The organism is Deinococcus sedimenti, assembly GCF_014648135.1.
Classification (GTDB): domain Bacteria; phylum Deinococcota; class Deinococci; order Deinococcales; family Deinococcaceae; genus Deinococcus; species Deinococcus sedimenti.
In genome coordinates, this window is sequence record NZ_BMQN01000020.1 from 1 (window position 1) to 24794 (window position 24794).

The window sequence follows — 24794 nt, forward strand, 5'->3', positions numbered from 1 at the left end:
TGTTTCGTGAGTCTGGAGCACACCGGGGGGCGTGCCGCTCACCCGACCCTGTCGGATCGGCCTGTCATCGTCATCATCACCAGATTTTCATGCGTCCCAGCGGTGCCTTTCAGCTTTTCCGCCTCGCCCTTCTTCTCGGGCGAAGAGAACTATATGCCCGCAGCCCAGAACTGTCAACACCCCCCGGCACTAAGCGCGGATGTGCCCCACCTCAAGCCCCATTCAAGAAACGCCTAGAACCGAAAAAAGCCCTCCCGGACGACCTCTACCAGCCCCAGGTGCCCGGCTTGCCCTTGAACGGCCCGGCCACGTCCGGCGTGATCCAGCCCCCGTAGAACCCGCCGGGCTGCGGCGTGACCCGCACGCCGTTCACGCGGCATTCGTCCATCCGGCCCGCGTACACCGCCAAGAAGCCCGCCATCGGCGCGAAGGGCGCGGTGGGCTGCTCGTAACTCCAGCCCGCCCCCTCCTGCACCCGGCCACCCCCTCGGAGCGTCCAGTACGTCGCCTCGCCCTTCCACTCGCAGACGCTGCCACCCGGGGCACGCTCCAGCACGCCCGGCGCGAAGGCCGCCTTCGGCAGGTAATAGGTGGGCGGGTGACTGGTCTCCAGCACCCGGAAGCCCTCTGTCGTGCAGGCGATCCGCTCGCCGCCCAGCCAGACCTCCAGGGTCGCGGGCGTGCGTTCCAGTCGCGGGGGGCGCGGATAGTCCCAGACGCTCTCCTGACCGGGGGCGGGCGGCACGGGCTGCGGACGGACACGCTGAGGCATACGGGCAGTCTCCCCTCCCCCGCCGGGACACGCTGTGGGCGTTCTGACCGGATCGACTGGAGGCAGGCGCGGTACGCTGACCCATGACGCCCGACGTTCAGGCCACCCCCAGTGAACCCCTGCACCACGCCGTGAACCTCGCCGATATCGAGGCACTGGGCCGCGCCGCGCTGGACCGCAACGCCCTGGAGTACTACGCGAGCGGCGCGAACGACGAACACACCCTGCGCGAGAACCGCGCCGCGTTCACCCGCGCCCGCCTGCGCCCCCGCGTCCTCGTGGACGTCTCCAGCGTCGACACGGGCACCAGCGTGCTGGGCCTACCCATCAGCAGCCCCATCGGGATCGCGCCCAGCGCCTTCCATGGCCTCGCGCACCCAGACGCAGAAAGCGCCACCGCCCGCGCCGCCGTTGCGAGGGGCAGCGTCATGACGCTGAGCACCTTTAGCAACACCCCCATCGAGACGGTCGGCGCGGACGCGCAGGGCCGCTTCTGGTTCCAGCTGTACCTGCTGCGGGACCGGGACCTGAGCCGCAGCATCCTGGACCACGCCCTGGCCGCCGGCGCCCGAGCGCTGGTGTTCACCGTGGACGCCCCGTTCCTCGGGCGCCGCGAGGCGAACGAACGCCACCGCTTCGCGCTCCCCGCGCACCTGGGCGCCCCGAACGTCGCCAGCCGTGAGGACCTCGCGCAGACCGAGACGGACCGCGGCTCGCAACTCGCCAACTACTTCCGTGACCTGGCCGACAAGACCTTCACGTGGCACGACCTCGACTGGCTGCGCCGCCAGACACCCCTCCCCATCATCCTGAAAGGCATCCTGACCGCCGAGGACGCCCACCTTGCCGCCGAGCACGGCTGCCACGTCTGGGTCAGCAACCACGGCGGACGGCAGCTGGACACCGCCATCAGCAGCTTCGAGGCCCTCCCCGAGATCGTGGACGCCGTCGCGGGCCGCACCGAGATCTACCTCGACGGCGGCGTCACACGCGGCACCGACGTCCTGAAAGCCGTCGCGCTCGGCGCCCGCGCCGTGTTCCTCGGCCGCGCCGCCCTGTGGGGCCTCGCCGCCGGAGGACAGCGCGGCGTCGAACGCACCCTGGAACTGCTGGAGGACGAATTCCGCCTCGCCATGGCCCTGTGCGGCGCCGCGCGGATCGAGGACCTGACCCCGGCGCTGGTGCGGCTGTAACTCAACGCCTCCGACGGCAGAGCAGCGGCCAGAGCGTCAATCGTGGCCGCTGCTGCTCTGTTCCGCTGTTCCCTACCGCAGGGTTTCCGGCAGGCCGTACACGTTCCACAGGCGGTCCACGCGGTCCACGATGTCCTTGTCCATGACGATCTTGGGCGGCCACTCGCGGACGAAGCCTTCCTGTGGGAGTTTCTGCGCGCCGTCCCAGGCGAGAAGTTCCCCCTGCACCCAGACGTCGCGTTCGGCGTCGATGTTGTTCAGGATGGTCCACCAGACGTCCTGGAGGTCGGTCACGTCGGTCTGGTCGTCGCAGATCAGCAGGTGGCGGATGCCGTGCGCGGCGGGGTGCGCGGCGAACGCGGCGGCGAGGTCGCGGGCCTGTCCGGCGCGGGTCTTGTGCAGCGCGACCAGCCAGTAGCCGTCCGGGGTCTGCCGCTGGGCGAGGACGCCGTCGAAGGTGGGGAGGTCGTGCGCGGCGCGCGGCGTGAAGCCTTCGGGGGCGAGGGTGTCCCCGGCCTGGTCGGGGCGGCTGCTGGCGGCGCTGCCGACCTCCTCGGGGCGTTTGGTGGTCGCGTCGATGATGAGTTTGCCGCCGTAGCCCCAGCCGCGGCTGCTGTGGTCGAGCACGTCGATGGGGCCGCGCGTGGTGAGCGTGTCGCGGCCCGGCACGGCCTTCTGCGTCACCTCGTGCCAGACGGCGTCGAAGTCGGTGACGGTCACGTCCTCGTCGACGACGACGATGACCTTGGCGAACATCATCTGGCCCAGACCGAACAGGCCGTTGGCGACCTTGTACGCCTGCCCCGGATACGACTTCTTGATGCTGACGAACACGAGGTTGTGCGCGACCCCGGCCGGCGGCATGTGGTAATCGACGATCTCCGGGATGATCAGCTGCGCGGCGGGCAGGAACAGCCGTTCGGACGCCTCGATCAGGTACGCGTCCTCCATGGGCGGGCGGCCCACGATGGTCGCCGGGTACACGGGATTGCGGCGCATGGTGACGGCCGTGACGTGGAAGTGCGGGTACAGGTCCGGCAGGGTGTAGAAGCCGGTGTGGTCCCCGAACGGTCCTTCCATCACCCAGTCCTCGCTGGGGTCCACGTAGCCTTCCAGCACGAACTCGGCGTTGGCGGGCACGTCCAGATCCACCGTGACGCCCTTGGCCACGGGGTAGCGCTGGCCGCGCAGGTACCCGGCCAGGGCGAATTCGTCCAGGCCCGGCACGGGCGGCAGGGGCGCGGTGGCGGCGTAGATCAGGGCCGGGTCGCCGCCGATGGCGACCGCGACCTCCAGCTTCTGCCCCAGTTTCCTGGCCTTCTCCAGGTGTTTGGTGCCGGTCTTGTGCCGCTGCCAGTGCATGCCGGTGCTGTTTTTGCTCATGACCTGCACGCGGTACATGCCCATGTTGCGCTCGCCGGTCTCCGGGTCCTTCGTGATCACGAGGGGCAGCGTGACGAACGGCCCACCGTCGAGCGGCCAGCACTTCAGGACCGGGATCTTCGAGAGGTCCACCTCGTCGCCGCGCCACACGACCTCCTGCACGGGGGCGTTGCGGACGCGGCGCGGGGGGAGGTTCATCGCGTCGCGGAGCTTCGTGACGTTGCTCAGCAGGCCCAGTTTGCTGCCGCCGCCGGACAGGTCGATCAGGGCGCGGACCTTCTCGGCCAGTCCGTCGAGGTCGTCCACGCCGAGGGCGAGCGCCACGCGCTCCTTGGTGCCCAGCAGGCCGATGGCGACGGGGTAGTCGCTGCCGACGACGTTCTCGAACAGCAGGGCCGGGCCGCCCTGTTTGACCATGCGATCGGCGATCTCGGTAATTTCCAGCTCGCGGCTGACCGGGGTCGTGACGCGGAGCAGTTCGCCGCGCTGCTCGAGGAGGCGCATGAAACTCTGGATGTCCGGGAAGGCCATGCGCCGAGTGTAGAGGGCGGGGGGCGGGGCAACCGTACCCGCGCACGAGGTTTCCCCCGGTGGTCGCAGGAACGGTCGGGCGGCCCTGGCCGGATAGTGTAGACGCGACACTATCTATTAGTTGACCGAAGTTGTATCTTATTGGAATCGGTGTGGAGGCTGGACTTCCACACCCCCTCCCCCACCCACCCGGCTGCCCCGGCAGCCCACCAAGGAGTCCCATGACCAAGCACATCACCGGCGTCACCCTGCCCCTGCTCGCCCTGACCCTCGGCCTCGGCACCGCCCACGCCGCCACCCCCAGCACCCTGCAGAAGGGCGTGCTGAAGATCGGCATGGAAGGCACCTACGCCCCCTTCACGTACAGGGACGCGTCGGGCACTCTCACCGGCTTCGACGTGGACATCGCCAAAGCCGTCGCCGCCAAGCTGGGCCTGAAGGCCGAGTTCGTCCTGACCGAATGGAGCGGCATCCTCGCCGGACTCCAGGCGAACAAGTACGACGTGATCGTCAACCAGGTCGGCATCACCACCGAACGCCAGAAGACCATCGGCTTCAGTAAACCCTACGCGTACTCCAGCCCGCAGATCATCGTCAAGAAGACCGGCAGCTTCGCGCCGAAGACCCTCGCGGACCTGAAGGGGAAACGCGTGGGCGTGGGCCTGGGCAGCAACTTCGAGAAGAGCCTGCGCGACGCGGGCGGCATCAACGTCGTCACGTACCCCGGCGCGCCCGAGTACCTCGCGGACCTCGCCGCCGGACGCCTCGACGCGGCGTACAACGACCGCCTGCTCGTCGGGTACCTCATCAAGTCCCAGAGCCTCCCCGTGCGCGGCGCGGGCGTCATCGGTGACCCCGAAGCGGTCGGCATCGCCATGAAAAAGACCAACACCAGCCTGAAGGCGGCGGTGGACAAGGCCCTGCTGCAACTCAAGGCCGACGGCACGTACGCGAAGATCAGCCGCAAGTGGTTCGGTCAGGACGTCAGCAAGCCTTAAGCTCAGAGGCGTGAGCTGTGAGCGACAACGTGCGAGGCTGTGATCCTCGGAACCTGTCGCCCACAGCTCTTTCCCTGCCCGGCCGTCCACCTCCCCTGGAGACCCCATGAACACCGAACAGCTGCAACTCGTCCTCCAGAGCGCCTGGACGTCCCTGCCGACCCTGCTGGGCGCGCTGCCCGTCACGCTGGGGTTCGCGCTGGGCGCGATGGTGCTGGGCCTCCCGCTGGGTTTCCTGGTGGCGCTGGCGCGGCTGTCGCGGCTGGGCTGGGTGCGGGGCCTGAGCGGGCTGTACGTGTCGTTCATGCGCGGCACGCCGCTGCTCGTGCAGATCTTCGTCATCTACTACGGTCTGCCCAGCCTGGGAGTCACCCTGAACCCCGTGGCGGGCGGCGTGATCGCCCTGACACTGAACGCCGCCGCGTACCTGTCGGAGACGATGCGCGCCGCGATCCTCAGCATCCCGAAGGGGCAGCGGGAGGCGGCGACCAGCCTGGGCCTGAGCCCCGCGCAGACCATGCAGCTGATCATCCTGCCGCAGGCGGCGCGCGTGGCGCTGCCCAGCCTGAGCAACACCCTGATCGGACTGGTGAAGGACACGTCGCTGGTCAGCGTGATCACGGTCGTGGAGTTGCTGCGCAGCGCGCAGCTGGTCATCGCGCGGACCTTCGAACCGTTCGGGCCGTACCTGGCGGCGGCGCTGATCTACTGGGCGGTCAGCAGCCTGCTGGAGGTCGTGCAGCGCGTGCTGGAACGCCGCTTCGCCCGCGGCGGGTAGCGCGCGGCCCGGTCGGGAGGAGGGGGCTTCTCCTCCTTTCGCTGTAGTCCGTCCGGTGGACGCCGCGTGAGGGCAGGGTGAGTACGGTGCGGGCATGACCCTCCCCGGTGCGCCCGCCGATGTCCCCCAGCCCCCCTCCCCGGCACCGAGACTCGCGTGGCCGCTGCTGACCGCCGCCGGACTGGCCCTGGCCGCACTGCTGCTGACCGAGGGCGCGGGCGGCGCGTTCGGGCTGAATCTGGCGGTGTGGACGGCGCTGTACCTGGGCGTGGTGACGTGGCGGGCGCGGCGCGAGGGCCAGCCCCCCAGCCCCCAGATGCCCAGCCGTGAAGGTGTGACGCTGCTGGCACTGGCGGCCCTGTTCGGCGTGACGTTCACGCTGTGGGCGCCCACGCCCGACCTGGGGTTCCTGAACGCACTGGCGTTGACGCTGTGCCTGGGGCTGGGCTCGGCGGCGCTACGTTTTCCGGGGCTGGCGCGGGCGGGCGTGCTGGACGGGCTGGGCGCGGCGCTGAGCAGCGGCCTTCGCGTCATCTACGGGCTGGCCGTGCTGCTCGACCGCTTCCCCTGGGCGCACCTGAAACCCGCCTCTGCCGCGCCGCGCACCTGGGGCCGGGTGGGCGTGGGCGCGCTGCTGACCGTGCCGCTGCTCGCGGTGTTCGCGCCGCTATTGGCCGGAGCGGACGCGTCGTTCGCGCGGGCGCTGGAGGCGCTGCTGAACCTGAACGTGAACTTTGAGCGGTCCATCAGCACCCTGGGGCACCTGATCGGCTGGCTGATCCTGACCGGCGGGCTGGTGTACGGCGCGCTGCTCGCCGCGCGGCCCAGCCTTTTCCCCCCCGCCCCGCGTGACGGACGGCTGGGTCTGATCGAGACGGGCGTGCCGCTGGGCGCGCTGGCGCTGCTGTTCACGGCGTTCGCGGCGCGGCAGCTGCCGCTGCTGCTGGGCGGTGCGCTGCCGGGCGGACAGACGTACGCGGCGTTCATCCGCGAGGGCTTCGGGCAGCTGATGACCGTCGCCCTGCTGACGGCGGCCGTGCTGCGCGTCGCGTACGCCCTGAGCACCCCCGACGCCCGCCGCCGCCCGGCCTTCCACGCGCTGAACGCCGCCGTGCTGCTGCCGCTGACGGTGATCCTGGCGTCCGCCGCGCAGCGCTGGGTGCTCTACACGCAAGCGTACGGCCTGAGCGAGACGCGCGTACTGGGCGCCGCGTTCCTCGTGTGGGTGACGCTGACCCTGGCGTGGCTGGCCGTGACCCTCTGGCGGGACCGGGCGAGCCGCTTCGCGTACCCGGCGCTGCTGCTGGGCCTGGGCACGCTGCTCGTCACGACGGCGCTGAACCCGGCCGAGCTGATCGCGCGGGTGAACATCGCACGCGACCTGTCGGGCGTCACGAACGCCCAGCGCACCGAGCCGCAGCGGGCGAACGCGGGCGAACTGCTACGCCTGGGCGCCGGGGCCGTGCCCGTCATCACGGCGCATCTGGACGTCCTGACCGACTGCACGTCGAACCCCGGCGCGAGCGGCGTGCCGGAGTGCATCGGGGCCTCCTCGCTGACCCGATACCTGCGGAACCAGTACGCGGAAACGCGCGACCCAAGGACCTGGACGCTCGCGTACACCCGCGCCCGTCAGGCCGCGCTGCGCCTGCCCGTCCCGACCGAACCAGTCACCGACCCGCAGGAAGACGTGCCGGTCCCCGCCAGACGCTGACCCTTCCGGGTCAGGGGGCCGTGACCGGTACCGTCCAGGCGATGCTCAGCGGCGTGGTCAGGGTGGTCAGGGTCTTTGGGGACCAGTTGCCGGTCGAGAGGCCCAGCGTGACGTCGTACCGGTTGAGGTTCTGCCCCGCCAGAACGTACGCCTTGCCGTCGCTGGGCAGGGTCAGGTCGCGCAGGTCCGCCAGGTTCGCCACGGTGGCGGCGGTTGTGGCGGCGCCGTCCCACAGCCGCAGGGGACTGTCGGCGGTGGTTGTCAGGACGTTGCTGCGCCACGCGGCCAGCAGGGTGTTGTTCGCGCCGCCCACCCACAACCGGTCGAAGCGGGCCGCGCCGAATGCGGCGAGGGTGGTGGCGTTGTCGGGCTCACCGCTACCGTTCAGGGCCTGAATGCCGGTCGGGGTGGCGGCCAGGATGCGCCCCCCGTACGGCACGAGGTCGAACACGGACGGGATGGCGGCCGGCGCGCTGACCTCGGGCGTGGTCGCCTCGCTGGGGACCGCCACGCGGATGACCTCGCTGCCGCCGTTCAGGCGCGCGCGGGTGATCAGGCCCACGTCGCCCTGCACGGCCAGCCGGGTGGGGGGGGTGTCGTTCGTGACCACGGGCGGCAGGTAAGTGGGCAGCAGCGCCGACCAGATCAGCGTGCGGGTGTCGCTGCTGAACAGCGCGGCGCGCTGCACGCCGCTGCACTCGCTGAGCAGCAGCAGCCGGGTGCGCGCGGCGTCCTGCGCGGCCTGCGTGTAGCAGGGCGTGAAGCCGGGCTCCGCGAACGGCTGGGCGTTCGTGCCGCCCGGGTCGCGCGTCTCGGCGCCGTCACTGCGGACGGTGATCAGGCGCCGCGCGCCGCTGGCGGGCAGGACGTCCACGCCGCCCGTGAGGGCCACGGTGTTCACGCTGCCGCCGTCGGTGTTCAGGGCCCGCAGCTGCGTGGCGCGGCCCGTGACGTCCGTGTTGGTCAGGACGCCCAGCTGCACGGCGTACTGCACCTCCTCGGTTCCGGTGCAGGCCGTCACGAGGGCCGGAAGCAGGGCAGAGAGAAGCAGGGCAGGGATGCGTCGGCGCACGGGAAACCTCCGGGGTCAGGGCAGGGTGGGAATCAGGGGGATGCTCGCACCGGTGGGCGTGAGTTCGAACAGCGGGTACCCGGTCTGGCCGGGCAGGCCCACCGCGACGCGGTAGCGGCGGTTCACGAGGTCCGCCTCGGCCTGCAGCGCCCAGCAGCAGCGGTCGATGGTCAGGCCGATGACAGGCGTCAGTGGGCCGGGCGTCTGGCGCACGCCGTCAATCCACTTGAAGTCCTGTTTCAGGGTGCCGGTCAGGTACGCGCCGGGCCTCTCGCCCGCGCGGCCCAGGCCCAGGTTCACGCGCAGCGGATTCAGCTGCAGGAGGTCGGTGGCGACGTCGTCCGGGTACGTGCCGCTGCGGGTGCGGGTGTACAGGGCGCTGCCGGACACCCAGAAGCGGCTGCCGAACTGCGCCGTTCCGCTGAGCTGCGCGCGGATCAGCTCCGTGCGCTTCTGATCCAGCCCAGGGGTGTTCACGGTCGCGGCGACGGCCAGGCTCTGCCCGGTGCGGGTCAGGTTCAGTTCGCCGCTGAGCTGCGGAGCGGTGAAGCCGCCCCGGCGCAGGTCGTACGCGCCGCCGTACTTGATGAGCCAGCTGTCGCGGCTGCCGCCGACCGTACCGACACTGAAGTCCAGATTGCCGCTGCTGGTGGCTGCGTCCGGGCGTTGCAGCAGCAGGCTGTGCGACGTCTTCAGTTCGTACTGGCCGCGCCAGCGCAGGGTGTGGTTGCCGCTCAACAGGCCGGTGGTGGGGGTCAGGGTTTCACTGCCGCTGACGGTCAGGGCGTTCAGCACGGTGTCCTGAGAGCGGGCCAGGCTGTAGTTCAGCGTCACGGACGTCAGGCCCGGTTCCCGCAGGGCGTGCGTGGCGGACACGCTGAACGTGTTCGTGCGCACGTCGCCGGTCACGGCGGCCGTGACGGTCAGGGGGCGCGGGCCGGTCGCCAGGGTGTACCCGCCCGAGGCGCTCAGGCTGAGGCTCGGTGCGGGCCAGGCGCTGCTGCGGGTCGCGGTGGCCGGGCGGGCAGGGGTGGTGGCCGTGGCGGGCTGCGCGGGCGTGACCGTGACCTTCCCGCTGTCCGGGTCGGCCAGGGTGGCGCTGAAGCTCACGTCTTCCAGGGTGCGCTTGTCGGGGTTCACCTGCGCGCTGGCGGTCAGGCTCAGGGGGCGACGGTTCACGCCCAGGCTGAAGGTGGCGTTGCCCTGCTGCTCACTGCTCAGGAACAGGTCGCGGGTGTAGGACACGCCGAAACTCACGTCCCGGGCGGGAACGGTCGAGAGGTTCAGGGTGATCGGCGCGGACAGCACCCGGCCGCCCAGCGCGTCGAACGCGAAGGGGCTGGTGCCCTCGATCCGCAGGTACTTGGCGGTCAGACTGACCGAGTTCGAGCCCGCCCAGCGCTGCGTGAGGGTGCCGGTCAGGTTCAGGTCCACGGTGCGCGCCCCGGTGCCGTAGTACCGCCCGGTGAAGGTGTTGCTCAGGCTCAGGTCCGCGTCCCTCCAGGGTTTGACGGTGTACGCGAGGCTGTGCTGCTCCTCCAGGCGACTGGTGGTGACATTGGGCCCCTGCGTCGTGGCACTGGGTGAACGGGGGTTGCTGGCCGCCGTGTAGGTGCCCGCCGTGACCTTCACGTCCGCGCTGAACGGCCCGTTGGTGTACGGCTTGGGGTCCACGATGACCTCGGGGCGTTTCAGCGTGCGGTCCAGCGCCCCGGTGGGAGCCGGTCCGAAGCGGTCCACGTAGTTCAGCGCCGCCGTGAACAGCGGGTACTCCACGTTCGCGCCGAACTCCACGGTCGTCACGCCCCGCTGCGGGTCGGTGGCGCCGCGCCCGATATCGCGCTGCGTGACGCTCAGGCTGTAGTCCAGGTCACGCACCGCCAGCGTCAGCGGCACGCGGCCCTTCACGCTGAAGTCCAGGTTCACGTCCCGGCCCGTCTGCCCCACGGGTCGCGGTTCGGCCAGCAGGTCCAGGTTCACGCGGTCCACGAACGGTACCGGCGCGTATGACCGCAGCGCCACCCCCACCCCGATGCTGGGGTCGCGGTTCTCGTAGTACCGCAGGCGGGTGGTGCCCAGCGTGTTGCCGCCCACGCTGAACGGCAGGTCGGCCAGGACGGTCAGGCCGTCCACGGCGTCCCGCCCGACCTCCAGGCGCGGCTGGCGGTCCTTGTCGTTCAGGGGCAGCACCAGCACGGGCAGGAACAGCACGGGAATGTCGGCCAGCAGCAGCTGCGCGTTGTACGCGATCAGCCGGTCGCCGGGGTACACGATCAGCCGCTCGGCGCGGAACGCGTAGTCGTTCGGGGTGCGGCCGCAGCGGGCGCAGGTCGTGAAGTACCCGCCGGTGGCGCGCAGCTGCCCCGGAATGCGGTCCACCTCCTGCCCGCGGATCTCCAGGCGGGCGTCGCTGATCAGGACGTCCTCGCCGCTGACCTGCTCCTTGCCGAGTTCCACGACGAGGTTCTCGCCGCGGATGTCCTCGCCGTCCTTCGCGCTGCGGTACGACGCCGCGCCGATCAGGGTCAGGGTGCGCCGCGTGCGGTTGAACTCCACCCGCTTTGCGCGGACCACGTCGTCATCGACGCGCAGTTCCACGTTCTCGCCGCTGATGACCACGAGTTCCTGGCCGTCCACCTGCCGCAGTTCCAGCGTGTCCGCCGAGACGATCTTCACCGTGCGGGCCTGCGCGCCGCCCAGCGCCAGCAGGCCCAGCGCCAGCAGCGCCGCGCGCACCCGCGCTCCCCGGCGACGACCCGCCCTGCTGCCCGCGCGGCTCACGGCGTCGCCCCGCGCCCGGCCGCGACCACGTCCTGCGGCGCCGATCCCCACACCGGCGTGGGCGTCAGCGCAGGAGTCGGGAGTGCCGCCTGCACGCCCAGCGCGGGCCGCTGCTCCCCGGCGTCGGCGGTCAGGGTGGCCAGCTGCGTGCCCGGGTAGTAGAAGCCCAGGACGTGCAGGTGGCTGTACCCGGCGTTCGCCAGGCCCAGCGCCCCGTACTGCGACAGGCCCACGCCGTGCCCGCTGCCGCTGCCGGTCAGGACCAGCGGATTCAGGCCCGAGAGGGTCACGCGGGTCGCGGGGGCGCCCAGGGCTCTCACGAAGCCCCCGGCGTTCGCGCCCGTCAGTTTCCCGCTGCCGGTGGCGCCCACGAACGTGATCTCCAGTGGGCGGCCCGACTCGCTGACGCGCGTGACGGTCACGCCTCGCAGGGCGCCGACGCGCACCCCGGCGTTCCCGGCGGCCTCCTGCACGCGGGTCAGGGGGACCTCCAGCTGCCAGCGGGCGCGCGGGCCGCCCGCCGTGAACGGGTCCGCCTTCGCGGGCAGGTACGGGAGATCCTTCCCCCACACCTCACCGCTGGACGCCGTGAACCCCCCGTTGTCACTGCTGAAGAAGGTACTGGCGGGCTTCCCGCCGAACGCGACGACCTGCGCGCGCGTCGCCGCGATTGCCGCGTCCGCCTGCGGCTTCTCGGCCGCCACACCCCCGTACACCTGACAGGCGTCCGTGGCGCAGGTGTCGAACGGTGTAGCGGGGTTGATGCGCGCCGTGACGTACGTCCGCGCGATGACCGCCTGCGCCTGCACCGCCGCCGCCGGCCACGAGGCGGGCATCTCGGCCGGCACGACACCGCGCAGGTAGTCCTCGAGGTCCACGACGTTGATGCCCTGCACGCCGCCCTTCTCAGCGCGCAGCTGCACCCCGCCGCGGTAGGTCTTCCCGGCGATCTCCACGGCGCTGCCCGCGCTGGGCGGCAGGTACAGCGTGGCGCTGCCCGTCGACTGCCCGTTTAGGGTGAGCTGCGCGCCCGCCGCTCCGACCGTCCAGGCCTGCACCGGAAGCGGCGTGGTCGCGGGAGGCCCCGGCACGTTCAGCGCTCCGGTGGCCGGTGCGGGCGCAGCCACGCGCACCGTCAGCTGCGGCGCGCTGGCCACCAGCACCCGCACGTTCAGCGCTGACGCCCCAGAGCCCAGCAGCACCCCGCCGCACACCGCAGCGCCAACACGCAGACATGAACGCATGATCAACGCCGAGTATACGCACCCCCACCCCCGCCCGCCTGACAGGCGCGTGAGAACGGGCGATCATGCCCGCATGACCACCCCCACCCCTGGCCGCGTGTGGGCCCACGTCGGCCAGCCGTTCGCGCCTGACGCGCCCTACGACGTATTGATCCTCGGCGCGGGCCGCATGGGCAGCGCCCTGGCCCTCGCCCTTCACGACCATGCGCCCAGCCTCCGCACCCTGCTGGTCGAGGAGGGCGGCCTGCCGAACGAGGACGGCGCGACCATCCTCGCCCCCGGCCTCTGGACGCTGGCCCACCTGCCCGACGCGCAGCACGACGCCGCCCGCTGGACCCTGAACCGGTTGCGGGACCTGCTCGGGGACGACCTTCAGGCCCGTCCGTACCTGAACCTGCACGACAGGCCCACCCCCGGCACGCAGCCCACCCGCGACCTGCTCGCCACGCACCCACAGAGCCTCGCGCTGCTCGACCCGGACCTCCTCCCGCACGCCGAGGCGCACGAGGCGCACCTGTACCGCCCCGGGACCCTCGCGCAGACCGCCGCGCAGACGGCCATCCGGCGCGGCACCGACCTCATGCTGAACACCCGCGCCACCCCCCACCCCGGCGGGCGCGTCACGCTGGAACGCCTGACCGTCACGAACACCCATCAGATCGTCACGCACGAGACCCACACCCTCCACGCGCCCCTGGTCGTCCTCGCCACCGGCGCGAGCGCCCCCGCGCAGGCCGAGCACCACCTGGGCCTCCACACCCGCCACGCCCGCGCGTACCGGCAGACCCCGCACCTCGACGCGCCCAGCACCCCTGACGCGCCCGTCCTGCACGCCCGCGGCCTCACGCTGAGGCCCCAGCACGGCGCGTACACCCTCATCCCCACCATCCACCACCGCGACCCGCACGGGTACACCCCGCAGGGCGGTCACCTGACCGGCGTGCCCACTGGCCTGCGCCGCGAAACCCTGGAGGACCTCGTGGGCCTCATGGACGCCGTCCCCGCCCTCGCCACCAGTGAATTGCACCTGGGCCGCAGCCTCGCCGACATTCCCGGCGCGTGGCTCGCCCTCCCCCACGGACAACCCGACGCCCCACCCACCCACCAGCGCCTCGACGACCACACCCACCTCCTCCTCGGCGGCCCCCACGCCGACACCCTCGGACTCTGGACCGCGGACGCACTGGCGCGGGAGATCGCGGGGGGAAGTAGGCAGTAGGGAGTGGGAAGTGGGAAGGGCAACTCCTCAGTCAGCTGCGCTGACAGCTCCACTTGAAGGGGAGCCTCACCCCCTGCTTCTGCCGAAGCGAGAAAAGTCGCTCAGCCGCCCGAAGCGTCCCACCACACCGAGTCACCGCCGACTGCCACTGGCCGTCGTGCGCGCAGCGCGCGGGCCTGAGAGGGTGGCGGAGGATGGCGTCGAAGCCGGACACATCACCGCCCACCACACCTCCGCCGCACGAGTCAAAACTCTTGCCCAGTGCAACGTAGGCCCCCCCTGCCCCCCTGGGGTAGGGGGCTGGGGGGTGGGGCCGCCCGCCGCGAACTGCAGCCCACAGCTCCCTTGTCTACCCCTTCCCCACCACGCGACGACCCCCACGCCTAAGCTGTCGGTCATGAGAGATGCGCGAATTACGGGTTGGTCAGGGGTGAACGCCTGACGGCCTGCGCGCTGCCATTCGTCCCCCGCCGTCCGGTGGGGGTTTTTCTTTTCGGATTCAGACAGAGGGGTGATCGGGTGTGACGCAGGTTCGGGATTTCAAGCCGGGTGAGCTGGACGCGATGGATGTGTTGCGGTTGGCGTTGACGAGCAAGGTGTATGGGGCGGCGGTGGAGACGCCGGTGAGTGAGACGCCGCGTCTGAGTGCGCGCCTGGGGAACCGGGTGTTGTTGAAGCGGGAGGATCAGCAGCCGATCTTCTCGTTCAAGTTGCGGGGGGCGTACAACAAGATGGCTCAGTTGACGCCGGTGGAGCGGGCGCGGGGGGTGATCTGTGCGTCGGCGGGGAATCATGCGCAGGGGGTGGCGTTCGCGGCGGAGCGGTTGGGGGTGCGGGCGGTGATCGTGATGCCGGCGACGACGCCGGAGATCAAGGTGGGGGCGTGCCGGGCGCGGGGGGCGGAGGTGGTGCTGTTCGGGGATAGTTTCAGTGATGCGGAGGCGCGGGCGTTCGAGTTGCAGCGCGAGCTGGGGCTGACGTTCGTGCATCCGTATGATGATCCGCTGGTGCTGGCGGGGCAGGGGACGGTGGCGTTGGAGGTGCTGCGGCAGGTGGAGGTGGATGGGCCGCTGACGGTGTTCGTGCCGGTGGGGGGTGGCGGGTTGATCGCGGGGGTGGCGGGGGTGCTGAAGGCGCTGCGGCCGGATATCCGGGTGGTGGGGGTGGAGCCGGAGGACAGTGACGCGATGTTCCAGTCGGTGCAGGCCGGGGAGCGGGTGCGGCTGGAGTCGGTGGGGATTTTCGTGGATGGCGTGGCGGTGAAGCAGGTGGGGGCGTTCACGTTCGATCTGACGCGCCGGTACGTGGACGACTGGGTGCGGGTGAATACGGATGAGGTGTGCGCGGCGATCAAGGACGTGTTCGATGACACGCGGGCGGTGATGGAGCCGGCGGGGGCGCTGGCGGTGGCGGGCCTGAAGCGGTTCGTGCAGGAGCGGGGCGTGCGCGGCGAGACGCTGGTGGCGTTGACGTGTGGCGCGAACGTGAATTTTGACCGGCTCAGGCACGTGGCGGAGCGGGCGGAGATCGGGGAGCGGCGGGAGGCGATCTTCGCGGTGACGATCCCGGAGCGGCCTGGGGCGTTCCGGGAGTTCATTGAGGTGGTGGGCGCGCGGGCGATCACGGAGTTCAATTACCGGTTCGCGCCGCGTGCGCAGGCGCAGATTTTCGTGGGGGTGCAGCTGGCGGCGCCGGGGCAGCGGGCGGAGTTGCGGGGCGAGCTGGTGTCGCGTGGGTACGCGGTGCTGGACCTGACGGACGACGAGCTGGCGAAGGTACATGTGCGGCACATGGTGGGGGGCCGGGCGCCGGAGGCGACGGATGAGCGGGTGTATTCATTCACGTTCCCGGAGCGGCCGGGGGCGCTGCTGGAGTTCCTGACGCACCTGCATGGGCGGTGGAACATCAGTCTGTTCCACTACCGGAATCACGGGTCGGCGCACGGGCGGGTGCTGGCGGGCGTGCAGGTGCCGCCCGGTGATGCGGCGGAGTTCGCGGCGTTTCTGGCGGGGGTGGGGTACCCGGCGGTGGACATGACGGCCAATCCGGCGTACCGGCTCTTCCTGACCTGAGGTGGCGCGGTGGGTGAAGGGGGGGTGGGGGTGTCCTCACCCCGTGCGGGGGCGGGTGTGTCGTGATGAGGCATGACGAACTCCAGCGGGTTGGGCAATGTGGTGTGTCTCAGTGGAGCGTGGCGTGGCGAGTCGACGGATCCGCAGCGGTCGTTTCAGGGCGAGGTGTCCAGATCCGATCTGGAAGCGCTCCCAGTGGGCACGGCGGTCGAGGTGGCCTTTCAGGACAGTGGCCGCCGCGTGACCGGCCCCGGCGAGCACGGTACGTACACCCTGCGCGCCGCCGGGCGCAGCTGGACCCTGTCACGCTTCACGCAACACGCCAGTCAGGCCGGACAGAGCCGCGATGACCGTACCCCCGCCAGCGAGTGGGAAGCTGAACTGATCGTGGGGTGACGGCCCACATGCCGACCGGGTCCGCACTCGGGGACCTGGGCGGCGTTGCTATGGTGCTCGCATGACGCGACTGGGTGGTCGGGGCGGGCGGGTTCAGCGGCGGGGACTCTCGTGAAGCCGGGGGCGCGAGGGGCGGCGGTGGGGGCCGCGGCGGGCGTGCTGTACGGGTTGCTGGTGTACGTGTGGCTGCACGTGCTGAACGGCCCGCAGGAGGCCGGGGCGGGCGTGATGGTGGCGTCGTACCTGTTTCTGGTGCCGCTGGTGCTGGGGCTGCTGTCGGTGACCCTGACCTTCCGGCAGGCGCACCGGCCGGAGCGTTCGGACGAGGAAGGGAAGGACGCAGAGGGGACGGGCGCCGCCGGTACGGACGCGTTCGGGGAGCCGCTGGCGCGGCCTGTGGGGCCGACGCTGCTGAACGTGCTGGGGGTGGCGTCGCTGAGCACAGGGGTGTTCCTGGTAGTGGCGCTGGTGCTGGGCTTCGAGGGGGTGCTGTGCGCGTTCGTGGCGGCCCCGGTGATGTTCGTGATGGCGTGGCTGGGCGCGTTGATCGCGTTCTGGACGCGGCTGTGGGCGGCGCGGGGGCGGGCGGGGGCGCTGCTGCTGTCGGCGACGCTTCCGGCGCTACTGGGGCCGCTGGAGGGTCGGGTGGCGCCGCCCACCATGTACCGGACGGTGACGAACACCGTGCTGGTGCAGGCGTCGCCTGCGGTGGTGTGGGCGCAGGTTCGCAGCGTGCCGCGCATCGAGGACCGGGAGGTGACGGCCGGGTGGGCGCACGCGGTGGGGTTGCCCCGCCCGCGGGCGGCGGTGCTGGACCGGGACGGGGTGGGCGCGGTCCGCGTGGCGACGTTCGACGGGGGGCTGTCGTTCCGGGAGACGGTGACGGACTGGGTGCCGGGTCGGCTGCTGTCGTTCCGGATTCAAGCGCAGGATCCGGGGGGGCTGGATCCGCACGTGCGGGTGGGCGGGCGGTTCTTTGACGTGCTGAGCGGCACGTACCGCCTTGAGGAATTGCGGCCCGGCGTGACGCTGGTGCACCTGAGCAGCACGCAGCGCGTCTCGACGCCGTTCAATGGGTACGCGGCGTGGTTCACGCAGGCGATCATGCTGGACCTGCAGCGCACGATTCTGGATGTCGTGCGGGACCGTTCGGAACGGGTGGCCGGGACGGGCGTGGGGCGGCTGTGACCCGCCGGGGCAGGCGTGGGGGTCTGAAGGGCCGCTGAACTTCATTCCCATCCTGGGCTGGGGTGGGGGTGGCACGGTGGGGTATGACCGAAACCATGATCCGGGAGTGCATCGACGCGTGTCTGGCCTGCGTGGAGGCGTGCGAGGCGTGCGCGACGGCGTGCCTGGCCGAGCCGCATCTCGACATAATGCGGGCGTGTGTCCGGCTGGACCGGGACTGCGCGGACGTGTGCGCGTTGACGGCGCGGCTGTTGATGCGCGGCAGTGACCTGCACATGCAGGCGTGTGCGCTGTGTGCCGAGGCGTGCGAGGCCTGCGCGGCGGAGTGCGGGCAGCATGAGCATGATCACTGCCAGCGCTGCGCGGAGGCGTGCCGTCAGTGCGCGGAAGTATGCCGGAAGATGGCGGCCTGAACCCGGCTTCCTGATCGGGGTCAGGTGGGCGGTGGGGGTGGGTGTGCCGGGGTGGTCAGGGGTGGACGCGAGTTTCGCTTTGGCCTATACTTCGGCGAGGTTGTTATGCCCATAGCAGAAATCATCAGTGTCGGCACCGAGTTGCTGTTCGGCGAAATCGTCGACAGCAACGCCGCGTTCCTCGCCCGTGAACTGGGCGCGCGCGGCCTGACGCTGCACCACAAATCCGTCGTCGGGGACAACCTCGGTCGACTTCAGGCGGCCATCGAACGGGCGCTGGACCGCGCCGACCTGCTCATCCTAGGCGGCGGCCTGGGCCCCACCGACGACGACCTGACCCGCGAGGCCATCGCCGCCGCACTGAACGAGACGCCGCAGGTGGACGAGGCGCAGCTGATCCACCTGCGCGGCCTGTTCGAGGCGCGCGGCCGGGCCATGCCCGACACGAACCGCAAGCAGGCGTGGCTGATCCCGTCCGCCGAGGCGCTGCCCAACCCGGTCGGCACCGCGCCGGGCTGGTTCGTCCGCACCACTCGCGGCGGGCAGCCGAAACTGATCGCGGCGCTGCCCGGCCCGCCGCGCGAGATGCGCCGCATGTGGACCGAGCAGGTCCTGTCGCGCCTGCCGCTGCCCACAACGGCGCTGGAGCACGTCACCGTCCACACGCACGGCATCGGCGAGAGCCTGATCGCCGAGCGGCTGGGGCACCTGACCCGGCAGGCGAACCCCAGTGTCGCCACGTACGCCCGCCTGACCGGCGTGGACGTGCGCGTGGCGGCCAGCGCCCCCACCTCCGATGAGGCCCGCGCGCAGCTGACCCCCGTGCTGGACGAGGTGCGCGGCGTGCTGCGCGAGTGGACCTGGGGCGAGGACGACCAGACCCTGGCGGGCACCGTGCAGGCCGCCCTAGCCGGGCGGACCCTGGGCGTGATCGAGGCGGGCAGCGCGGGCGTGCTGTGCACCCTGCTGGCCGAGCAGCCGGGATTTCTGGACGCGGCGGTCACGCAGGATCACCGCCGCCTGATCACGCTGGGCCTGACCCCCGTAACGTTGCAGGGGGACGGGCTGGTCAGCGAGGCGGGCGCGCGGGAACTGGCCGCCGGGGCGCGCGAGCACCTGGGGGCCAACCTGGGCCTCGCGGTGGTCGTGTGCACCAGTGGCGAGGGGGCCGGGCAGGCGCATGTCGCGCTGAGTGACGGCGCGCGGGTCGCCGCAGCGGGCCTGAACTGGCCGGGCGATCCGGCCCAGCTGCGCGAGCGGGCCGCGGCAGCGGCGCTGGCCCTCGCGGCCCGCACCCTGCCAGGATGGACCCCATGACCGACCCCCGCCCGAAACGCCCCGCCCGTCCCACCAGCCAGCCCGGACCCAAAGCTGGCGCCCGGCCCGGCCCGAAAGCTGCCGGGAAGGGACGCGGCGCGCCCGACACCCACACCCCCATCACGCAGCGCCTCTTCTTCGCGCTGCCCGTCCCGGCGGACGTCACGCCCGCACTCGTCGCGGCGCAGGGGAAACTGCGCGGCAACTGGCGCTCGGTCCCGGCAGACCAGATGCACGTCACGCTGGCGTACCTCCCGGCCGTCCCGCACGACCGGGTGGACGACCTGAAGAAGCTCGGCACGCGCCTCTTCACGGACGCCGCGCCGCTGGACCTGAAACTGCGCGGCACCGGGTACTTCCCCAACGAGGGCAGCCCCCGCGTGTGGTTCGTGAAGGTCGAAGCCGAGGGCCTGAACGAACTGGCCGCCGCGCTGCGCGCAGAAATCCAGGCACTCGGCCTGAGCACCGACGACCTCCCCTTCAAGGCGCACGTCACGCTGGCCCGCAAGAAAGGCCCCGCGCCGCGCGTCCCCCCGATCCTCTTCCCCAAACACTGGACGGCCGGCAGCGCCGGGCTGCACCGCAGCATCCTGCGCAAGACCGGCCCCATTCACGAAACCGTCAGCACCTTCCGCCTGCGCGGCACACCCGCCACCCCCGCCCCCGCGACCGAACCGGCCCCGGACGAGGCTATCCAGGAGACGCCATGAGCAAAGAAAAAGACATCACCGCCGCCCCCACCGACGCCAAGGAACGCGCCAAGGCCATCGAGACCGCCATGAGCCAGATCGAGAAGGCGTTCGGCAAGGGCTCGATCATGAAACTCGGCGCCGAGAGCAAACTCGACGTGCAGGCCGTCAGCACCGGCAGCCTGTCACTCGACCTCGCGCTGGGCGTGGGCGGCGTACCCAAGGGCCGCGTCACCGAGATCTACGGCCCGGAATCCGGCGGCAAGACCACCCTGGCGCTGAGCATCGTCGCGCAGTCCCAGAAGGCCGGCGGCACCTGCGCGTTCATCGACGCCGAGCACGCCCTGGACCCCGTGTACGCCCGCGCGCTGGGCGTGAACACCGACGAACTGCTCGTCTCGCAGCCCGACAACGGCGAGCAGGCGCTGGAAATCATGGAGCTCCTCGTGCGCAGCGGCGCCGTGGACGTCGTCGTCGTGGACTCCGTGGCCGCCCTGACACCCCGCGCGGAAATCGAGGGGGAGATGGGCGACAGCCTCCCCGGCCTGCAAGCCCGCCTGATGAGCCAGGCGCTGCGCAAACTCACCGCAATCCTCAGCAAGACCGGCACCGCCGCCATCTTCATCAACCAGGTCCGCGAGAAGATCGGCGTGATGTACGGCAACCCCGAAACCACCACCGGCGGCCGCGCCCTGAAGTTCTACTCCAGCGTCCGCCTGGACGTCCGCAAGATCGGCCAGCCCGTCAAGATGGGCAACGACGCCATCGGCAACACCGTCAAGGTCAAGACCGTCAAGAACAAGGTCGCGCCGCCCTTCAAGGAAGTCGAACTGACCCTGATGTACGGCAAGGGCTTCGACCAACTTTCAGACCTCGTGACGCTCGCCAGCGACATGGAGATCATCAAGAAGGCCGGATCGTTCTACTCCTACAACGACGAACGCATCGGCCAGGGCAAGGAGAAGGCCATCGCGTACATCGCCGAGCGCCCCGAGATGGAAGCCGAGATCCGCACCCGCGTCCTCGGCGCGATCAAGGACGGCCGCGACCCGCTGGCCGCCGTGCCCACCGTCGCGGAGTAAGGTCGATCGTTGAAAGTTGATGGGTAATGGAGGGGGGAGGCCTGCGGGTCTCCCCTCTTCCATGCGCCTAGCGGGTCTGCCAGACGGTGATGGTGTCCGCCGGGGCGAGCGTCAGGCTGCGCTCCGCGTCCTCCCCGGGGTAGTTCACGTCCTCCTGCACGACGTTCCACCCAGTCTTCAGGGGCAACTCGACGCTGAGCCGTTCGGGCATCGCCTGCTCTGGCACGCAGCGGGTCTCGCCGTTGACCGTCACGTCCGCCGCGCTGAATACCACCCGCTGGAACCGCAGGCGGCCGTCCATGTCCGGCTGGCCGTCCAGCAGGTTCGCCTCGGTGTTCAGGACCATCGCGGGTTGCCACAGGTCCTCACCCACGATGCTGCCCACGCTGGGGAACGTCCGCCCGGCCGCGGCCACCCGCAGTTCGTTCAGTGGGAACACCTGCGCCGCCGGGTCGCCCAGCGTGATCTTCCCGCTGCGGGTCACGCAGCCCAGCGGCTCCAAGTTCAGCCACTCCGCGAGCGGCACCAGCGAGCCCGCCAGCCGCGCCGGGTCGGGCAGAGGCAGCGTCAGGTCCCCCGCCGCGCCGAGCGTCCCGCGCGCCGCCTGAATCCGGCGGTCGTCCCCGCCGGGGAACTCCAGCAGCAGCCCCACCGAACCCGCCCCGTCCGCCCAGCCGGGCACCACGCCGCGCAGCACCGGCGCGGCAGGCTGCGCGCCCACCACCCCGGTCAGGAGGGCCGCCCACACCGCCACCGTCGTCCTTCGCACGGCTCCAGCGTACGCCGCCCGGCCTACGCGCGGATGCCACTTTCGGCGGATGCCCGCACAGGCCCGCGCCCGGCAGAGTGGAGGCACGCCAGCCTCACGGGTCTCCGCACGGGAGACACGCCACGCGCCCCGCGCGGCATGGTGACGGCCCCCACCCGGGTGAAGGTGGGGGCCGTGTCCGGACTGCCGTTTATTTGCGGATGAATTTCCAGGCGGTGGGCAGCAGCAGCGCGGCCAGCAGCAGTTTGATGGTGTCCCCGATGATGAAGGGGGTCAGGCCGGCGGTCAGGAGCGCGCCGCCCTTCAGGCCGGTCAGCGCGCCCAGCACCGGGAGGCCCACGGCGTAGATGAGGGCGCTGCCCGCGAGCATGGCGAGGCAGGTGCCGAGGAACTTGCGGTCCAGTGCGTAGCGTTCCACCAGGAAGCCGACGAGGGCGGCGGCCAGCGGGTAGCTGAACAGGTAGCCGATGCTGGCGCGCAGGCCGGTCCCGGCGGCGTTCATCAGTCCGGCGGACCCGCCTGCCAGGACGGGCAGTCCGGCGGCCCCGGCGGCGACGTACACGGCCAGCGCCGCCAGCGCGCGTTTCCAGCCGAGGGCCGCGCCGACGAGCAGCACGCCGAGCGTCTGCAGGGTCAGCGGCACGGGCTTGAGGGGCACCTCGGCCTGGGCGAGCACGGCGACGAACGCGGCGCCGCCCACGACGAGCAGCACGTCGCGCAGGAGGCTGGGGGTGGGGGCGAGCTGGCGGGCGAGGGTGGGGTGGGTCAGGGTCATGGGGTCCTCCGGTGTGGGGGTGGGGGGCGTCAGGTGAGGGTGCCGATGAGCTGCACGTCGCCCGCACCGACGGTGAGGGGTCCGGCGGGCGTCTGCACGATCAGGCTGCCGCTGGGGTCGAGGTCGAGGGCGGTGCCGTCCACGGGGCCGTGCGGGGTCTGCACACGCACGGGCTGCCCGAGGGTGACGCTGGCCTCACGCCACGCGCGCAGCACCTCGTGCGGCGGGGCGTCCAGCCAGGTGTGCAGTTCCCGCAGCAGGTCCGTCAGGAGGTCCGCGCGGGTCAGGTCGGGGCGGAACTCGCGCAGGTGCGCGGCCCCGTCCGGCGCGGCGCTGACGTTCACGCCGATGCCCAGCACCGCCCGGCGGGCCTCCTCGCCGCGCAGGTCGGCTTCCAGCAGGATGCCCGCCAGTTTGCGGCGGTCCGGGGCGAGCAGGTCGTTCGGCCACTTCAGGCCCCCCATGCCCGCCGCGCGGGCCAGCGCGACGCCCGCCGCCAGGGGCAGCAGCGCCAGGTGCGGGAGGCTGAGCGGGCCGCCGCCGGGACCGTGCCGCAGCAGGACGCTGAACACCAGCGTGCCGTGCGTGGTGTCCCAGGCGCGCCCGCGCCGCCCGCGCCCGGCGGTCTGCCGTTCGGCGGTCAGGACCGCGCCGTGCGGGGCGGGATCGTGGGCCTCGTCCGCCCAGGCGCGCAGGGCGTCCTGGGTGCTCGTCACGGTGCCGTGGTAGCGGAGCGCGGCCCCCATCAGCCCGGTCGGCGTGACCTGCGCGGGCGCGGGGGCGTCGGGGTGCAGGGCATACCCGGCGCGGCTGACCTGCACGGGAACCCCGTCCTCCTGCAGGCGGCGGGCCAGGGTGTTGACCGTCACGCGGTTCACGCCCAGTCGCGCGCCCAGCGCGTCCCCGGTCTGGGGCTGCGTGGTCAGGAGGGGCAGGAGGCGCTCGGGCATGGTCGTTCAGTGTTGTACGCGCCTGACTGAACGAAAGCAATGAACCCGGTTCAAGGAAGCGACCCGCATGACGGGACGACGGGGAGTAGGGAGTGGGTTGTGGGAAGTGGGTCGGCGGCCTCACCCGGCACGCCGACGGGTGGCCAGGCTCGCCTCCAGAGAACCGCTTCCGACCGACACCCTTCAGCCCACTGCCTACTTCCCACGACCCCCTTTGTCACGCCCGTCATCGGCGCGTCAGGCGGCGTTTGGTAGACTGCGCGCATGACGATGGTGCGGCAGACCAAGCAGCGGGCAGCGGTGATCGACGTGCTGCGCTCGGCCCGGTCCCATCCGGACGCCGCGTGGATTCACGCGCAGGTGCGCGAGCAGCTGCCCAGCGTGAGCCTGGGGACCGTGTACCGCACGCTGGACGCCCTGGTGCGTGACGGGGTGGTCGTGACGCTGGAACGCGCCGGGCAGGCCACCCGTTACGACTGGCGCGAGGGCGACGCCCACCACCACGCCGTGTGCCGCAGCTGCGGCGCGATCTTCGACGTGGACGCCGGGGACGTGCCCGCCGTGCCCGCCTCGGCGCTGCCCGCCGGGTTCCAGGTGACGGACGTCCGCCTGGAATTCATGGGCGTCTGCCCCGCCTGCCAGACGCAGAACTGAAGAACTGGATCGGCCCCCCCTCCCCTGCTCCGTGCAGGCCGAGGGGGAGCATTGCGCTGGGTTGCGGGACGCCTTGCCTGGGGGGCGGGCGGTAGGCTGCGCGGGTGACCGTGCCGCCCACCCAGCCTGACGCTCCGGAGTTTCCGGTGTACACCGCCCGTTCGTTCCTGCCGACGTTCCTGCTGGGGTGGGGGCTGGGCGCGGCGCTGACGTTCGCGGTGCGGGGGCTGGGCGGCGCCCTGCTGAGCGACCCGTGCGAGGGGCACACGATCCTGGCACTGCTGGTGCCGCTGCTGCTGGGGCCGGGCGGGCTGGCGTTCACGGCGCTGCACTGGCGGCGCCCGGCCCGCGCGGCGCTGGGCCTGGGGCTGGTCGTGGCGTCCCTGATGCCCGCGCTGTTCGTGGGCGCGCAGGACATCGGCGGCCTGCGCCGCACCGGCTGCGCCGGGGGGTACGTGGTGATCTCCGAGGTGGTCAGCGGCCAGCGGGGCGAGAGCATCAGCACGCTGGCCCTCGCGGCGGGGACCGAGCGGACCCTGACGGCCCGCGTGGGCGGCTACACCCGCCAGACGCACCCCGGGCTGTTCACGGTGAGTGGCGCGGCCAGCACGCCCGGCGTGGTCGTCACGACCTCCCGCACGGAGGTGCATGCGGGTGAGGACTTCACGGTGACGGTGCGGGTTCTGCCGAACACGCCCGTGAACTCGTACACGGCGGGCGTGAATGCCGTGATCACGCAGGGCGGGAAGCGCATCCCAGCCAGTGGCACGCTGGAACTGAACGTCCGTCCCCGCCAGCCCTGAG

General features: G+C 71.6%; 22 protein-coding genes. 14 read left to right on the top strand and 8 right to left on the bottom strand.

Annotated features, from left to right (window positions below; genetic code table 11):
• Positions 1-265: 265 nt before the first annotated feature.
• Positions 266-772 (bottom strand): DUF427 domain-containing protein, encoded by a 507-nt coding sequence (locus IEY69_RS18965; RefSeq protein ID WP_189074709.1) that lies wholly within the window; start codon positions 770-772, stop codon positions 266-268.
• Between the two features lie 83 nt (positions 773-855).
• Here IEY69_RS18965 and IEY69_RS18970 point away from each other — a divergent pair, with 83 nt between their 5' ends.
• The gene (locus IEY69_RS18970) at positions 856-1965 is read left to right on the top strand and encodes an alpha-hydroxy acid oxidase (protein WP_189074710.1); all 1110 of its coding nucleotides are present in this window, start codon (positions 856-858) and stop codon (positions 1963-1965) included.
• 72 nt (positions 1966-2037) lie between these two features.
• On the opposite strand, the gene IEY69_RS18975 is transcribed toward IEY69_RS18970, so the two are convergent.
• Positions 2038-3879 carry a menaquinone biosynthesis decarboxylase gene (locus IEY69_RS18975; RefSeq protein ID WP_189074711.1) on the bottom strand — a complete coding sequence of 614 codons (1842 nt, stop codon included), beginning with the start codon at positions 3877-3879 and terminating at the stop codon, positions 2038-2040.
• A gap of 221 nt (positions 3880-4100) precedes the next feature.
• Between IEY69_RS18975 and IEY69_RS18980 the strand changes: the two genes are divergently transcribed.
• The 3 genes from IEY69_RS18980 (at position 4101) to IEY69_RS18990 (ending at position 7369) form a co-directional block, all read left to right on the top strand.
• Positions 4101-4877 carry a transporter substrate-binding domain-containing protein gene (locus tag IEY69_RS18980; RefSeq protein ID WP_189074712.1) on the top strand — a complete coding sequence of 259 codons (777 nt, stop codon included), beginning with the start codon at positions 4101-4103 and terminating at the stop codon, positions 4875-4877.
• Between the two features lie 106 nt (positions 4878-4983).
• Complete coding sequence (locus tag IEY69_RS18985; RefSeq protein WP_189074713.1) at positions 4984-5655, top strand: amino acid ABC transporter permease; 672 nt, start codon at positions 4984-4986, stop codon at positions 5653-5655.
• A 94-nt stretch (positions 5656-5749) separates the two neighbouring features.
• A complete protein-coding gene (locus tag IEY69_RS18990; RefSeq protein ID WP_189074714.1) occupies positions 5750-7369 on the top strand; it encodes a DUF4153 domain-containing protein in 1620 nt (539 codons plus the stop codon).
• Positions 7370-7379: 10 nt separating this feature from the next.
• Here IEY69_RS18990 and IEY69_RS18995 read toward each other — a convergent pair whose 3' ends face one another.
• From IEY69_RS18995 to IEY69_RS19005, 3 genes are read right to left on the bottom strand one after another with little or no spacing between them, the layout of a single operon-like run.
• The gene (locus IEY69_RS18995) at positions 7380-8441 is read right to left on the bottom strand and encodes a hypothetical protein (protein WP_229784126.1); all 1062 of its coding nucleotides are present in this window, start codon (positions 8439-8441) and stop codon (positions 7380-7382) included.
• A 15-nt stretch (positions 8442-8456) separates the two neighbouring features.
• Positions 8457-11222, bottom strand: coding sequence for a hypothetical protein (locus IEY69_RS19000; RefSeq protein WP_229784127.1), 2766 nt, complete (start codon positions 11220-11222; stop codon positions 8457-8459).
• A complete protein-coding gene (locus IEY69_RS19005; RefSeq protein WP_189074715.1) occupies positions 11219-12466 on the bottom strand; it encodes a SpoIID/LytB domain-containing protein in 1248 nt (415 codons plus the stop codon). Before IEY69_RS19005 ends, IEY69_RS19000 begins: the two co-directional genes overlap by 4 nt.
• Before the next feature lie 73 nt (positions 12467-12539).
• Between IEY69_RS19005 and IEY69_RS19010 the strand changes: the two genes are divergently transcribed.
• The 8 genes from IEY69_RS19010 (at position 12540) to recA (ending at position 20842) form a co-directional block, all read left to right on the top strand.
• Positions 12540-13685, top strand: coding sequence for an FAD-dependent oxidoreductase (locus tag IEY69_RS19010; RefSeq protein WP_189074716.1), 1146 nt, complete (start codon positions 12540-12542; stop codon positions 13683-13685).
• Between the two features lie 563 nt (positions 13686-14248).
• Complete coding sequence (gene ilvA / locus IEY69_RS19015; RefSeq protein ID WP_189074745.1) at positions 14249-15757, top strand: threonine ammonia-lyase, biosynthetic; 1509 nt, start codon at positions 14249-14251, stop codon at positions 15755-15757.
• Between the two features lie 165 nt (positions 15758-15922).
• Complete coding sequence (locus IEY69_RS19020) at positions 15923-16153, top strand: hypothetical protein (protein WP_189074717.1); 231 nt, start codon at positions 15923-15925, stop codon at positions 16151-16153.
• Between the two features lie 138 nt (positions 16154-16291).
• The gene (locus IEY69_RS19025) at positions 16292-17341 is read left to right on the top strand and encodes an SRPBCC family protein (RefSeq protein ID WP_189074718.1); all 1050 of its coding nucleotides are present in this window, start codon (positions 16292-16294) and stop codon (positions 17339-17341) included.
• Positions 17342-17424: 83 nt separating this feature from the next.
• Positions 17425-17754, top strand: coding sequence for a four-helix bundle copper-binding protein (locus tag IEY69_RS19030; RefSeq protein WP_189074719.1), 330 nt, complete (start codon positions 17425-17427; stop codon positions 17752-17754).
• 105 nt (positions 17755-17859) lie between these two features.
• The gene (locus IEY69_RS19035; protein ID WP_189074720.1) at positions 17860-19071 is read left to right on the top strand and encodes a CinA family nicotinamide mononucleotide deamidase-related protein; all 1212 of its coding nucleotides are present in this window, start codon (positions 17860-17862) and stop codon (positions 19069-19071) included.
• Entirely contained in the window at positions 19068-19781 is a 714-nt protein-coding gene (gene thpR / locus IEY69_RS19040; protein ID WP_189074721.1) for an RNA 2',3'-cyclic phosphodiesterase, read from the top strand. Before IEY69_RS19035 ends, thpR begins: the two co-directional genes overlap by 4 nt.
• Positions 19778-20842 (top strand): recombinase RecA, encoded by a 1065-nt coding sequence (gene recA / locus IEY69_RS19045; protein ID WP_189074722.1) that lies wholly within the window; start codon positions 19778-19780, stop codon positions 20840-20842. Before thpR ends, recA begins: the two co-directional genes overlap by 4 nt.
• A gap of 67 nt (positions 20843-20909) precedes the next feature.
• On the opposite strand, the gene IEY69_RS19050 is transcribed toward recA, so the two are convergent.
• The 3 genes from IEY69_RS19050 to IEY69_RS19060 form a co-directional block, all read right to left on the bottom strand.
• Entirely contained in the window at positions 20910-21611 is a 702-nt protein-coding gene (locus IEY69_RS19050; protein WP_189074723.1) for a hypothetical protein, read from the bottom strand.
• Positions 21612-21801: 190 nt separating this feature from the next.
• Positions 21802-22386 (bottom strand): biotin transporter BioY, encoded by a 585-nt coding sequence (locus IEY69_RS19055; protein ID WP_189074724.1) that lies wholly within the window; start codon positions 22384-22386, stop codon positions 21802-21804.
• A gap of 29 nt (positions 22387-22415) precedes the next feature.
• Positions 22416-23336, bottom strand: coding sequence for a biotin--[acetyl-CoA-carboxylase] ligase (locus IEY69_RS19060; protein ID WP_189074725.1), 921 nt, complete (start codon positions 23334-23336; stop codon positions 22416-22418).
• Positions 23337-23600: 264 nt separating this feature from the next.
• Between IEY69_RS19060 and IEY69_RS19065 the strand changes: the two genes are divergently transcribed.
• Together IEY69_RS19065 and IEY69_RS19070 are read left to right on the top strand one after the other, a co-directional pair.
• On the top strand, positions 23601-23990 hold the full coding sequence (locus tag IEY69_RS19065) for a Fur family transcriptional regulator (protein WP_189074726.1): 390 nt from the start codon (positions 23601-23603) through the stop codon (positions 23988-23990).
• Between the two features lie 104 nt (positions 23991-24094).
• Positions 24095-24793, top strand: coding sequence for a hypothetical protein (locus tag IEY69_RS19070; protein ID WP_229784129.1), 699 nt, complete (start codon positions 24095-24097; stop codon positions 24791-24793).
• The last annotated feature ends 1 nt before the right edge of the window (position 24794 follow it).

Bases quoted from the DNA above. Each gene is read 5' to 3' on its own strand.
- IEY69_RS18965 (WP_189074709.1), bottom strand. From the start codon at position 772: ATGCCTCAGCGTGTCCGTCCGCAGCCCGTGCCGCCCGCCCCCGGTCAG.
- IEY69_RS18970 (WP_189074710.1), top strand. From the start codon at position 856: ATGACGCCCGACGTTCAGGCCACCCCCAGTGAACCCCTGCACCACGCC.
- IEY69_RS18975 (WP_189074711.1), bottom strand. From the start codon at position 3,879: ATGGCCTTCCCGGACATCCAGAGTTTCATGCGCCTCCTCGAGCAGCGC.
- IEY69_RS18980 (WP_189074712.1), top strand. From the start codon at position 4,101: ATGACCAAGCACATCACCGGCGTCACCCTGCCCCTGCTCGCCCTGACC.
- IEY69_RS18985 (WP_189074713.1), top strand. From the start codon at position 4,984: ATGAACACCGAACAGCTGCAACTCGTCCTCCAGAGCGCCTGGACGTCC.
- IEY69_RS18990 (WP_189074714.1), top strand. From the start codon at position 5,750: ATGACCCTCCCCGGTGCGCCCGCCGATGTCCCCCAGCCCCCCTCCCCG.
- IEY69_RS19005 (WP_189074715.1), bottom strand. From the start codon at position 12,466: ATGCGTTCATGTCTGCGTGTTGGCGCTGCGGTGTGCGGCGGGGTGCTG.
- IEY69_RS19010 (WP_189074716.1), top strand. From the start codon at position 12,540: ATGACCACCCCCACCCCTGGCCGCGTGTGGGCCCACGTCGGCCAGCCG.
- ilvA (WP_189074745.1), top strand. From the start codon at position 14,249: ATGGATGTGTTGCGGTTGGCGTTGACGAGCAAGGTGTATGGGGCGGCG.
- IEY69_RS19030 (WP_189074719.1), top strand. From the start codon at position 17,425: ATGACCGAAACCATGATCCGGGAGTGCATCGACGCGTGTCTGGCCTGC.
- IEY69_RS19035 (WP_189074720.1), top strand. From the start codon at position 17,860: ATGCCCATAGCAGAAATCATCAGTGTCGGCACCGAGTTGCTGTTCGGC.
- thpR (WP_189074721.1), top strand. From the start codon at position 19,068: ATGACCGACCCCCGCCCGAAACGCCCCGCCCGTCCCACCAGCCAGCCC.
- recA (WP_189074722.1), top strand. From the start codon at position 19,778: ATGAGCAAAGAAAAAGACATCACCGCCGCCCCCACCGACGCCAAGGAA.
- IEY69_RS19055 (WP_189074724.1), bottom strand. From the start codon at position 22,386: ATGACCCTGACCCACCCCACCCTCGCCCGCCAGCTCGCCCCCACCCCC.
- IEY69_RS19060 (WP_189074725.1), bottom strand. From the start codon at position 23,336: ATGCCCGAGCGCCTCCTGCCCCTCCTGACCACGCAGCCCCAGACCGGG.
- IEY69_RS19065 (WP_189074726.1), top strand. From the start codon at position 23,601: ATGACGATGGTGCGGCAGACCAAGCAGCGGGCAGCGGTGATCGACGTG.